A 12,735-nucleotide genomic window follows, 5' to 3' on the forward strand; every position below is an offset into this window, starting at 1 on the left:
AATGATATGAAACAACAAGGTATTTTTGGAGATGGCAAAACGGTTGTTATTGTCATGCTATTTTTAGCGGGTGTCATTAACTATTTAGACCGTTCAGCATTATCAATTGCAGCACCATTTATTCAAGAAGATATTCATCTAACGTCAACACAATTAGGGATTATCTTTAGTAGCTTCTCTGTTGGGTATGCCATTTTCAATTTCTTAGGTGGAATAGCTTCCGATAAATTTGGTGCCAAGTTAACGCTATTTGTAGCAATGATTGTATGGTCTTTATTCAGTGGAGCAATGGTATTAGTAGTAGGGTTTGCTTCATTAATTATTGTTCGTATTGTATTTGGTATGGCGGAAGGGCCACTATCCTCAACCATAAATAAAATGGTGAATAACTGGTTCCCAGCGGATAAACGTGCCTCTGTAGTAGGGCTAGCCAATAGTGGTACGCCACTCGGTGGTGCGATCGCTGGTCCAATTGTTGGTTATATAGCATTAGCATATGGCTGGAAGTATTCATTTATTGCGATCATGATCCTTGGATTTATTTGGGCAATTGTATGGTTTAAAGTAGTAAAAGAAAAGCCGAACAAAGAAGACAGTGTAGAATCAATGGCACAATTAGAAATTGCAGCAGAAGATATCAATCATAGTCGTGGCCTGTCTTATTATTTAAAACAGCCTACAGTATTATTTACAGCCTTCTCATTTTTTGCCTATAACTATATTCTGTTCTTTTTCTTGACTTGGTTCCCAAGCTACTTAGTGGAAGCTCGTGGCATGGCTGTTAAAGATATGAGTATCGTAACAGTTATCCCATGGATTTTAGGATTCCTAGGTTTAGCATTGAGTGGGATTGTATCAGATTTCATTTATAAACGCTTTATGCGTAAGGGTGTTTTATTCTCTCGTAAAGTCGTGCTAGTTACATGCTTATTCTTAGCTGCTGTCTCTATTGGCTGTGCAGGTATTGTAACAACAACAATTAGTGCTGTTGCGCTTGTTGCCACTTCCGTTTTCTTCTTATATTTAACAGGGGCTATTTACTGGGCCATTATTAATGATGTGGTGGAATCTAAGTATGTTGGATCTGTTGGTGGATTTATGCATTTTCTTGCAAACACGGCGGGGATTATTGGACCAACTTTAACAGGTTTCCTAGTAGATAAAACAGGAACGTTCTCTGCTGCTTTCCTACTTGCAGGTGGCTTAGCAGTCATCGCTTCATTAGCAGTTATTAAATTTGTTACACCAATAGTTCATAAAGAAATAGCTTAGAAATAGAAAGGATGGATTCAAATGAACAATCAGTCAGTTATTAAAATCCATCCGATGGACAATATTGTCATAGCCTTGAGTGATCTTCCTCAAGGCTTTTTACTTCCATTGGATGGGATAGAAATAACGTTACAGCAACCAGTACAACGTGGGCATAAGATTGCCATCACAACTCTTTCTAAAGATACACATATCACAAAATATGGTTTTCCAATTGGTCATGCGACAGAAGAAATCCCATTAGGTAGTTGGGTTCATTCACATAATATGAAAACCAATTTATCAGGAGAATTAAGCTATGAATTTAAACCCAAAACACATCCCATAGCAGAGCCTCGTCATGTACAGCGCACGTTTAAGGGCTATCGTAGAACAGATGGTCAGGTTGGCGTGCGGAATGAAATCTGGATTATTAATACGGTTGGTTGTATTAACAAGGTAGCTGAAAATTTGGCGAAGTTAGGCAATCAATTATTAAAGGCTGACAATTTTGATGGTGTACAGCATTTCGCGCATCCATATGGTTGCTCACAACTGGGTGATGATTTAACGTATACACAAAAAATTTTAGCTAATTTGGTTCACCACCCTAATGCAGGGGCGGTCATTGTATTAGGGCTTGGATGTGAGAACAATTATATTGAGTTATTTAAGAAAACAGTCGGGCATTATGACGAACAACGCGTAGCCTTTTTAAATGTTCAAGAGTCAGCAGATGAAATGGAAGAGGGTCAACAATTGCTGGAAAAGGCCTTTGACTATGTGACGACATTTAAAAGACAAGCATTACCTATTTCAGAACTGAAAATTGGTTTGAAATGTGGTGGTAGTGATGGTTTCTCTGGCATTACAGCTAATCCGATGATTGGCCTATTCTCTGACCAATTAATCTCAGCAGGTGGATCAACGGTGTTAACGGAAGTTCCAGAAATGTTTGGTGCTGAACAGATTTTAATGGAACGTGCAAAAGATGCCGCTGTTTTCGAGGATATTGTGCATTTAGTAAATGATTTTAAACAGTATTTTATGAAATATAATCAACCTGTATATGAAAATCCCTCTCCAGGAAACAAAGCGGGTGGAATAACAACATTGGAAGAAAAGTCACTTGGCTGTATTCAAAAAGGTGGATTCCAAGAAATAAAAGAGGTGCTTGATTACGGCGACCGTATGTCAACAAAGGGGCTACATCTACTAAATGGCCCAGGAAATGATCTTGTATCAACAACAGCACTTGCCGCAACAGGCTGCCAAATTGTTCTTTTCTCAACAGGTAGGGGAACACCGTTTGGAGGACCTACACCTACAGTTAAAATTTCAACAAATACTCCACTTTATGAACGCAAAAAAAATTGGATTGACTTTAACGCAGGGCAGTTAGTGGATGGTAAGCCTATGGATGAAGTAGTCGATGGATTTATGGAGTATATATTAGCGTTAGCTTCAGGTGAAGTACAAACGAATAATGAGAAGTATGGTTTCAAAGAAATCGCCATTTTTAAAGATGGCGTGACGATGTAGGAGAGAAAATGACATGAAGCATCCTATTAAAATTATGCAAATAGGTGATGGGAATTTTATTAGAGGCTTTTTTGACCTAGCGGTTGAAAAACTTCAAGTTCCTTGCAGTATCGTTTCCGTTGCAGCGACAGCAAGAGGAAAAACGGTCAAACAACTAGAAGAACAACAGTTGCAATTCACTGTGATGGAACGAGGGTTAAAAAATGGTGAGGTTGTAGAAGAAGAAACCACCGTTAAGGTTATTCAAGATACTATTCATCCATATGTGAACTGGCATTCATTTTTGCAATATGCGCAGTCAGAAACACTTGAAATGATTGTGTCAAATACAACAGAGGCCGGAATTTATTACGAAAATATCCCTTATCCAACTGCCTGTCCAACAAGCTATGCAGCAAAGTTAACAGTCTTCCTAGAACAATATTTCAATCATTTTCAAGGTGAAAAACAACTGGCCATTGTGCCTCTGGAATTAATAGAACAGAATGGTTCTACCCTAAAAATTATTTGCCTACAGCATGCTAAAGACTGGAACCTGCCTACAGCATTTAATGAATGGCTTGCTACTTTAACTTTTTGTAATACACTAGTAGACCGTATTGTAACAGGTTATCCACAAGATTATCACGGTGAAGATGCCCTTTATACAGTTTGTGAACCCTATTTCCTTTTTGTAATTGATCAGAAAGAGCCGTTTAAACATTGGCCAACAAATAATGATTTACCTTTTGTATTTGATGATTTAGACATGTATCGGAAACGCAAAGTTGCCATTTTAAATGGTAGTCATATTTTGCTTTCAGCATTTGGGAAAATTTTTCAATATACAACTGTAAGAGATGCATTTTCTAACACAGGTATTCGAGCATTTATTGAAAAAGTAACAAATGATTTTACCAAACGATTTCAAGTGGATGAACACTATCAGCAAGATGTTTTTGAACGTTTTTTAAATCCATTTATTGAGCATCAGCTATATGATATTCAATTAAATGAGTTATCAAAGTGGCAAACGCGAATTGCACCATACGCCGAAACAGAAATATACTATCAAGCTTTAGCGTTAGGAATCTATGCAATGAATCCAAGACGCTTTTCCATGCGTGAATCGGATCAGATTATTGAAATACTGACTGAAATCCATAACCATTTTGAACAAGGTCAAACAGAGCCAATGCAACAATTTATTGAAGAACATTTCCAGTGTGATGCAACTAAGGTTATTCAGCAATTATCCACAATTCATAGATTATTGGAGGAAATAGCATGCGACAATTGATCATTAATGAACCATTTCAAATGGTGGAACGTGAGGTAGACAAGCCAATTATTAAAAAAAGTCATGATGTTCTATTAAAAATCACACATATTGGCGTGTGTGGGACAGATACACATGCTTTTGCAGGTGAACAGCCATTCTTTAGTTATCCACGAGTGTTAGGCCATGAACTAGCTGCTATCGTGGAGGAAGTCGGTGAAGCAGTTAAGGACATCTACGTAGGAGATCGTGCAACAGTTATTCCATACATTCATTGTGGAGAGTGTGTTGCATGTCGTCGAGGTCAAACAAACTGCTGTAAATCTTTGAAAGTATTAGGTGTACATATGGATGGTGGTATGGGCGAATATATCGTAGTTGATGACAGTATTGTCATTACAGATAATGCTGTATCAGGTGACCAATTAGCCATTGTGGAACCATTAGCTATTGGTGCCCATGCAGTACGTCGTTCGGAACTAACAGAAAATGATACGGTACTTGTTATCGGTGCAGGGCCAATTGGATTAGGAGCAGCACGTTTTGCTAAGTTACGCGGTGCAAAAACAGTATTAATGGATTTGAACGAAGAACGTTTAAAAGAAGGACAGGCATGGTCGGAAGCGGATGGTGTGATTGTTGGTAGCCATGACATAATGGCGCAGTTACATGAAAAATTTAATGGTGAACTTCCTACAGTTGTCTTTGATGCAACAGGTAATCAACAATCAATGGAATCTTCATTCCAATACGTAGAAAATAGCGGCACATTAGTATTTATTGGTTTAATGAAGAAGACCATTACATTTAATGATCCTGAATTTCATTCAAAGGAATTAACGTTAAAGAGTAGTAGAAATGCTACTTTAGAAGATTTTGAGACAGTGATGAACTATATGCAGTCAGGAGCGATAAAGCAAGGCTATGTTACGAAAAATATTGCATTTGACGAAGCGATTTCTTACTTTGAGGCAAAACAATATAACACGAACAAAGCGCAAATTTATTTTAAATAATGGGGAGGACTTTCAATGAATATTTCTGTATCAGCATTAAAAGAATTAGTTGCTCAAAAATTCACAGCTCATGGTGTTGACGCTGAAACTGCGGCGCAAGTAGCAGATGTTTTGATTTATGCAGATTTACGTGGTGTCAGTTCTCATGGCGTTATGCGTGTGGAACATTATATAACACGTTTAAAGGCAGGGGGCATAACGAAAAACCCAAATTTTTCAGTTGAAAAGCGTGGCACAAATCACCTTCTATTTAAGGGGGATAATGGTTTTGGACATGTTATTTGTAAGGAAGCAATGGATGAAACGATTAAAATAGCAAAGGAACATGGCTCATGTACAACGATTATTCAAGAAAGCAGCCATTGTGGGGCACTCGGCTATTTCCTTGAACAGGCTACGAGCGAAAATTTAATTGCTATCATGTGCTCTCAAACCGACTCAGCAGTTGTCCCTTTTGGAGGAAAAGAGCCTTATTTTGGCACGAATCCGATAGCTTACGGTTTTCCAACAGACGATAAACCAATCATTTTGGATATGGCAACAAGTAATGTGGCCCTCGGGAAAATTTTATATGCACGTGAAAAAGGAGAGACAATCCCTAATACATGGGGAGTTGACGTACAAGGGGCGCCAACTACAGATCCTCATCAAGTAAAATCTTTAACACCGTTTGCAGGGGCAAAAGGATATGGTATGGCACTTGTAGTAGATGTTCTCTCCGGAATTTTAGCAAGTGCAGCTTTTGGTCCACATATTTCAAAAATGTATGGTGATTACGAACAAAAGCGTAATCTAGGACAATATTTATATGTATTAGATCCAAATATTTTTGGAGATATTGATCAATTCAAAGCAAATATCTCACAAATGATTAATGAATTACATGATGCTCCAACGGCACCAAATTTTGATCAAGTACTGGTACCAGGCGAAATTGAACAGAAACGAAGTGCGGAAACAATGGAAAAGGGCATTGATTTACCTGAACAAGTGTATAACTATTTGAATAGTTAATTTAACTAGTAAAGTATGCTATGCTACATAATACCAAGGAGAGTTTTCATATTTATAGGTAGGAGATTGATTTTAGTGAAAAAAACAACAATTGCCGATGTTGCGCAATATGCAAATGTTTCAAATAGTACCGTCTCTCAATTTTTAAATAAGCGATATGAATATATGAGTGTAGAGACCCGTAAGAAAATTGAAGAAGCTATTGAAACTTTGCAATATCGTCCAAATTTAATGGCTCGTAGCTTAAAACAGAAATCCACCTTTACGATAGGTATTATAGTAGCGAATATAATCCATGACTTTTCAACAAAAATTATTAATGCATTGGAAGCAGAGTTCGATAAAGAAGGCTTCCATATGATTGTATGTAACTCGGCGGATAACCCTAAAAAAGAGAAAAAGCATATCGAAACCTTACTAGAAAAACAGGTGGATGGCTTAATCGTTTTTCCAACGGGAGAAAATAAAAATCTCTATATAAGACTTCATCAACAAGCAATGCCAATCGTTTTTATTGACCGATTTATTGAGGGAGTAGATATTCCTGCTGTGTTGCTTGATAATTTTTCTGCAATGGATATGGCGGTAGAGACGTTCCAAAAACAACCATTAGCCATTATCACTACTTCTTTAGCCTTACCGATTACTCCTCGTGTAGAACGTTTAGAAGGATTTCGACAAGCGCTCAGAAATAGGAATCTGTTGATTGATGAGCGCTATATAAAAAATGGTGAGCCAGCTGAGATGACAGAGATATTCAATCAATTATTTACATTGGAACAACCACCAAAGGGAATTATTGCGGCAAATGATCGTATTTTTCAGGAATTAATGCTTTATATTAAAAAAAGAAACTTACATGTGCCAAATAATGTACAAGTAATCGCTGTTGATGATGTACCATATGCAAATTTTTTAACACCTTCCATTACAACCTTGAAGCAGCCCATTTTACCAATGGCTCAGAAGGCGGCTTCGTTGCTCCTAGCAAAAATCAAAAAAGAACCACTAGCTGATGAACAAAAATTATATCGCTTTAAACCGATTTTAATTCAGCGAGATTCAACAAACTAAACAAGCAACCCAAAGCTATGCATTTAGCTAGGGTTGCTTGTTTTAGTTGCACTGTAATTCATAGATAGATATGATTATCTAAAGGAATACTTTTATGTAAAAAAAGACCAATAATTCATTCTTGGATGATAGAAAGGAGACTTATGAGCACCATTAGGAAGTATCGTCTCATTCTGTTTGGCTTTGGTTTCTCATATTTGGGAAATTGGGTGAATTTAGTTGCCCTTAATTTATTAGTTTGGCACTTAACAGAGTCCCCAGCAGCTATGGCTAGTATCTTTATTGTGGGGCCAATTGCGCGTATTATAACGAGCTTTTTTGCAGGTTCTATTATTGATCGATCCAATAAACAAAAATTGATGATTTATAGTGATATTGTTCGTGGCATATTGATTTTATTGTTACCGTTTACATCCTCGATTTGGCTTATTTATTGCGTATTATTTTTATCTAATATAGTAAGTAGCTTTTTTGGACCGAGTAGTACCTATTATATTTCAAAATATATTCCAGACGAAGATAAACAATCCTTTAATGCAATTTTAGGAATGTTTAGCTCTGGCTCGTTTTTAATTGGACCTGCATTGGCTGGGTTTATTATTGCAATATCCAGTGTATCTGTTGCGATTTGGTTTAACGCCTTGACGTTCTTTGTCTGTGCTTTCTCGATTTTTAAGCTTCCAGCAGTAGAAGATCATCAGAACATGCATCGACAGCGCATTACTTGGCAAATGCTAAAAGAGGATTATGGTGTTGTCTATTCATTTACAAAGAAAGAGGGCGCTTTTGCAAAAGTTTTTCTCTATTTTCAAGGTGCTTTAATGATTGCTTTTGCATTAGACTCACAAGAAGCTACATTTATTAAACAGAACTTACAAGCTTCAGATGGTCTATATGGTGTAATTGTCAGTATTGCAGGAATTGGTGCCATTATTGGAGGAGCAATGGCTGCACGATATGCTAAAAAGTTTTCGACAAGACAATATATTGTTTATGGTCTGCTCCTGACAATGATCTGCTACACATTATTTTACTCATCACCGAATGTTACATTAGCAATTATTAGTTTTATTGCCTTAGGGATATGTATGTCATTTTGTAATGCAGGCTATAGTACATTTTATCAATTAAGTGTTCCAACAGCTATCATGGGGCGGTTTGGCAGTGTTTCAACAATGGTAATAAATGTACTGCAAATTGGTTTTACTTTAGCTTTAGGATTGCTAGCCGAATGGTTTTCGCTACAAATGGTTTGTATCGTATTTGGTGCGGTCGCTATTTTTATCTCGCTTATTTTATATGTATTTATGCATTCAAAATCAGCATATGAGGGTTTGAAAGAAGAGATTGTCTGAAGTAGGACCACTCTAATTTTAGCTAGTATTAGTCATGTTAAAGAGAATTTCTCTTAGTAAAAGTTAGCACTCATATAATCAAAAAAACAACCCAGAATAATGTTATGTCAAAATTTTAGGAGGTTAACATGGCTAATTCAAGACAACGAAAACCAGATGATCGATCCAATAATGTTGAACGAATTCAGGGTATTATTAAAAATACCGAAGAAAAACTTCATGAAGCAGAAATTAGTATGGAGTTTGCAGATCCTATGCAAAGTAAAATGGTAAAAGAAAAAAATGAGCGTCGTAAACAATCGATAGAAGCGTTGAAAGATGAAATGAAAGATGAAATGGCAGCACGTAAAAATGGCGAAGTGTAGTACTGTATTGTTGGAAATAAAGAAATAAAACATCGACTTCCCATAAGGGTAAGATATCATTGATCAGATGGTTTAGATGTCCTATCAGGATTTCTATATGGCCATCTGCTTTTTTATTTTCAACATGCTTCATGTTATGGTGGCTTTTTATAATTAAATTACATAGAAAAATCTAAAAAAATGAACCTTTCTTAATAGTCATTTGTTTATAAGTTAGAACAAGCAGAAAGGAGTGCCATAAATTGACTGAACGTGAATTATTCGATTCATACAACAAAGATGTATACCGTACTTGTTATTACATGCTACGGAACACCCAAGATGCAGAAGATCTTTGCCATGATGTCTTTGTCATCGTCTTTCGTCAGGATTGGAAAAGCGTTGAACACATAAGAGCTTGGATTATGCGTATTGCAATGAATCAATGCTTAAATCTACTAAAAAGAAAGCAATCTCACCTGAAAAAACAGAGTCAGATTCAATTGCTCCACGAACAGACTACGGCATCAGTTAAATCTGTCGACACCATTGTACTGGAAAAAGCAGCAGAGGAGGAGTGGGAAGATCTTCTAAAGCAGCTACCAGAAAAGCTGATGGCTGTTATCACTCTCCGCTATATCGGAGAATTATCGCTAGCAGAAATTGCAGAAACATTAAAGATCCCAGTAGGCACAGTAAAATCTAGGCTTCATAAAGCATTGAAAATCATGCGAAAAGAACTGGAGCAAAATCAAAACCTTTGGTTGAAGGGAGAGAATCAATTTGGAACGCATTGAGAAGAAGCTTAAAAGCAAGATGAAGACAACCAATAATGTACAGTATCCTGATTTTGATCAAATGTGGAGCAGTATCCAGAAAGATGAGTTAAAGACTTTAGAAGAACCAATCGAACTTCGACCTCGTAGAAGGAAGAAATTTGCTTTAATAGCGGGCCTAGCTGTGGCTCTAATGGCTACCCCTGTCTATGCAGCATTGAATTATGACTGGTCTAACATACTTTCGTATAGAGAGGGAATTCAGTCTGCTTTAGAACAGGGCTTAGGCCAAAAAGTTGAACAATCTGTTACGAAGAGTGGGTTTATGCTAACCGTACATACGGTGTTTATTGATGAAAACAGAACCTTCCTTTTGTATAGTTTAAAACCTGACGCCTCTTGGAAAGGAAAGGATGTTAGTTTTGATCAAATTGGTCTTACAGACTCTAACGGAGATTTTATTAAAGGAAATTATGCACATCTTTGGAATGAAGATCTCGGCCTCTTCCAAGGATATTTTGAGACAGACTGGGTTGCTGATGACCAGAAGTCCAATATTAATTTCTCGATGAAAAATATTCATTCGATTGGTAATGAAGAGAAGTCAATTAACTATAATCCTAATGATACTAATACGCAGGTTTTCACTATTCAAAAGGATGGAATTGATAATGTAACTATACAAGCTTTTGAACAACCAGAGGGGAAAATACTCCTTCAATCAGCCGTTACGTTTACAGACGCTAAAATGAAGAACAAGTGGGTACGTATCAAGGCTTTAGATGATAAGAATCAACCTATACAAGAAGCGGAAACACCTGTTTTTGGTACTCCTGGAGCAACAGATGAATACTTGAGTCAACAAATTTTTACTAAAGATAGCTTAAAAACCAAAGGGTCAAATTTTCAACTGGCGTATGAACATACTTTAGGTGTTGCAGAGGATACTTGGAGTATTGAGATGAATCTGACCAAAGAGCAACTGAAAAAAGGATCATTTAGAAAAGTGGTAAATATTCCTTTAGAAAATGTCCCTGGTGGAACAAAAATTCATGAAATGAAAGTTACACCAACACAAGTTCGATTAATTCTGACAAGTGAAGAGAGATATGCTCATCAACCTTATATGGATTATCAACTGGATATTGGAGGAGTACTATTAGATGGAGGAAGATGGGATGTAGAAAATGATCCCTATAAAGTAGAACTTCGCTTTGAAATGACGGGGGTTGATGTGTCGATGTTGGCGAAACAATCTATAACCTTAGTAGCCAAACACCGAGTGGATGTAGAAGATGGCGATTATAAACCGATTCGTTTGACTGACATATCAGAGAAACCTCAAATTAAAACATCTACGATTGGGGATTTTCCAATTACATGGACGTATTATAAGAAGGACAATAACCTTTACGTTGAATCCTTTAGCTCTGATCCAACGTTTGGTGGTGTCAGTCAAACTTATTACCTAGACCATAAAGATCGAAATTATGGGATGCCTCTCACAGTAGGATTTCTCGGTGATAATAATAATAAGAATATAGATGAGTATAAGAATTTCAAAGGTAAAGATCTTGATATATATGTTTGGAAATATACTACGAACCACCCAGATGCAGAGCTACGTGTGCCACTACAATCTTTGAAATAAAAGGCTTACCAATCCCACTTATTTGGATACTTCAAATGAGTGGGATTTTATTTTTATAGAGTTACCGCACATGTATAATTAAATAAGTTACATTAGAATTGCACACGATTATTAGTTTGATTTACCTCTTAGTATGAGGAAGAAAGGAAATTTGAAATGGAACATTCTTTGAAAAAAGCGATTGTCTTGCAAGCAGTAGAAGAGCCGGTTACATACACGGACAGTAAACTAGGTGGTCAACCTTATTGTAAGCCGGGTGATGAATTCCCCATCCATGAGAGTGGAACACCTTATATGTTTTTGGCACAGCTTAATTTTTCACAGCTACCTAAGCTAGAAAATTACCCACAGCATGGTCTTTTGCAGTTTTTTGTATTGGCAGATGAGGATTATGGTCTTTATGAGGATGGCTATTATTGTAGGTACTATGAGGAAATTGAAACCTCCGTTGATATTGAGCCTTTTTCTGAAGAAGAAGAGGAGTATGAGCTATGTGAACCGATCATCTTTGGTGGCCCTTATGCATTAAAAGCTACTTTACAGGAGGAGTTAGTACCTTATACTGATCCACGTTCAGTTCACTATGAATTACCAATGGAGGATCCTGAGTATGGTAAGTATTTTGATAAAACGGATAGTAGTGGCACAAAGATAGGGGGCTATGCGTTCATGGATAAAAATAGTTTTGATGAACATAATAGCCATGCCGAATTGCTGTTTCAATTAGATATGGAAGGTAATGATAAAAAGACCTATGCCATGATATTAGATTCAGGTACAATGCAATTCTTTATTGAAAGAGAAGCCCTAAAAGCTAAGGATTTCTCCAAGCTATATTATTATATTTATAGTTTGTAAAATAGAACTATTTTAAATTAAATGAGGAGATTCATGTTATGCCCTCTACTGAAAACAAAAAATCCTTTACCTATAAGCTTGGTATAGGCGTTATTATTTTTTCTCTTTCGCTATGGTTAGTCCCAATCATTACACCATTCACACCCATACCTACAAAAGTAAAGGCTGGGCTTATTCCAGGAAGTATTATTGTAGCTGAAATCATGTTTTGGCTAGGTGCTCTACTTGTTGGGAAGGAAGTAGCTAACAAATTTAAAAGTTACCTCAACCCTAAAAAATGGCGAGAAAAAGACGACACGAAATCGAAGCAATAATCAAAGCACTTGTTTGAATTTTTGTATCGCTTCATTACATCTCCTGAAGCGACTGTTCATATATGGCTGGATCAATTCGTTAAAAATTTATATTTTAAAAACTGAGAGCATATAGTCATTAATTTGGCTATATGCTCTATTTTTTCTCTTCACGGTAACTATATCCCTATTGTGGGTCTTGGTCGCGTAGTGGGGATAGTTACACAAAATTGCTAAATAAAAGTAAATTATAGTTGCAAATCTGGTTTAATGTGTATATATTGTATATAAAGTATATATACA

The 12,735-nt window shown here is 36.6% G+C and carries 12 protein-coding genes; all 12 read left to right on the forward strand.

The features are described from left to right. Positions 1–6 precede the first annotated feature (6 nt). The 12 genes from SJW71_RS01850 (at position 7) to SJW71_RS01905 (ending at position 12,453) form a co-directional block, all read left to right on the forward strand. Positions 7–1,272: an MFS transporter gene (locus SJW71_RS01850; protein ID WP_431811683.1), complete on the forward strand. Its 1,266-nt coding sequence runs from the start codon at positions 7–9 to the stop codon at positions 1,270–1,272. A gap of 21 nt (positions 1,273–1,293) precedes the next feature. Next, a complete protein-coding gene (locus SJW71_RS01855) occupies positions 1,294–2,793 on the forward strand; it encodes a UxaA family hydrolase (RefSeq protein WP_274794907.1) in 1,500 nt (499 codons plus the stop codon). Between the two features lie 13 nt (positions 2,794–2,806). Beyond that, positions 2,807–4,072, forward strand: coding sequence for a hypothetical protein (locus SJW71_RS01860; RefSeq protein WP_274794906.1), 1,266 nt, complete (start codon positions 2,807–2,809; stop codon positions 4,070–4,072). After that, positions 4,060–5,067, forward strand: a complete 1,008-nt coding sequence (locus SJW71_RS01865; RefSeq protein WP_274794904.1) for a zinc-binding alcohol dehydrogenase family protein — start codon at positions 4,060–4,062, stop codon at positions 5,065–5,067. Before SJW71_RS01860 ends, SJW71_RS01865 begins: the two co-directional genes overlap by 13 nt. A 15-nt stretch (positions 5,068–5,082) precedes the next feature. After that, positions 5,083–6,081: an ureidoglycolate dehydrogenase gene (gene allD / locus SJW71_RS01870; protein ID WP_274794903.1), complete on the forward strand. Its 999-nt coding sequence runs from the start codon at positions 5,083–5,085 to the stop codon at positions 6,079–6,081. A gap of 75 nt (positions 6,082–6,156) precedes the next feature. Then, on the forward strand, positions 6,157–7,155 hold the full coding sequence (locus tag SJW71_RS01875; protein WP_274794902.1) for a LacI family DNA-binding transcriptional regulator: 999 nt from the start codon (positions 6,157–6,159) through the stop codon (positions 7,153–7,155). Positions 7,156–7,298: 143 nt separating this feature from the next. Next, the gene (locus SJW71_RS01880) at positions 7,299–8,510 is read left to right on the forward strand and encodes an MFS transporter (RefSeq protein ID WP_274794901.1); all 1,212 of its coding nucleotides are present in this window, start codon (positions 7,299–7,301) and stop codon (positions 8,508–8,510) included. 128 nt (positions 8,511–8,638) lie between these two features. Then, complete coding sequence (gene tlp / locus SJW71_RS01885; RefSeq protein ID WP_274794900.1) at positions 8,639–8,875, forward strand: small acid-soluble spore protein Tlp; 237 nt, start codon at positions 8,639–8,641, stop codon at positions 8,873–8,875. Positions 8,876–9,117: 242 nt separating this feature from the next. Then, a complete protein-coding gene (locus SJW71_RS01890; RefSeq protein WP_274794899.1) occupies positions 9,118–9,651 on the forward strand; it encodes an RNA polymerase sigma factor in 534 nt (177 codons plus the stop codon). Further along, positions 9,638–11,281, forward strand: coding sequence for a DUF4179 domain-containing protein (locus tag SJW71_RS01895; RefSeq protein ID WP_431811684.1), 1,644 nt, complete (start codon positions 9,638–9,640; stop codon positions 11,279–11,281). The genes SJW71_RS01890 and SJW71_RS01895 overlap by 14 nt, the downstream gene beginning before the upstream one ends. A gap of 156 nt (positions 11,282–11,437) precedes the next feature. After that, positions 11,438–12,139 carry a YwqG family protein gene (locus tag SJW71_RS01900; protein ID WP_312506575.1) on the forward strand — a complete coding sequence of 234 codons (702 nt, stop codon included), beginning with the start codon at positions 11,438–11,440 and terminating at the stop codon, positions 12,137–12,139. Between the two features lie 38 nt (positions 12,140–12,177). Further along, positions 12,178–12,453: a transporter suffix domain-containing protein gene (locus SJW71_RS01905; RefSeq protein ID WP_274794896.1), complete on the forward strand. Its 276-nt coding sequence runs from the start codon at positions 12,178–12,180 to the stop codon at positions 12,451–12,453. Positions 12,454–12,735 lie beyond the last annotated feature (282 nt).

The sequence above is a fragment of the Lysinibacillus sp. FW12 genome (assembly GCF_050817245.1).
Lineage (GTDB): Bacteria > Bacillota > Bacilli > Bacillales_A > Planococcaceae > Lysinibacillus > Lysinibacillus irui.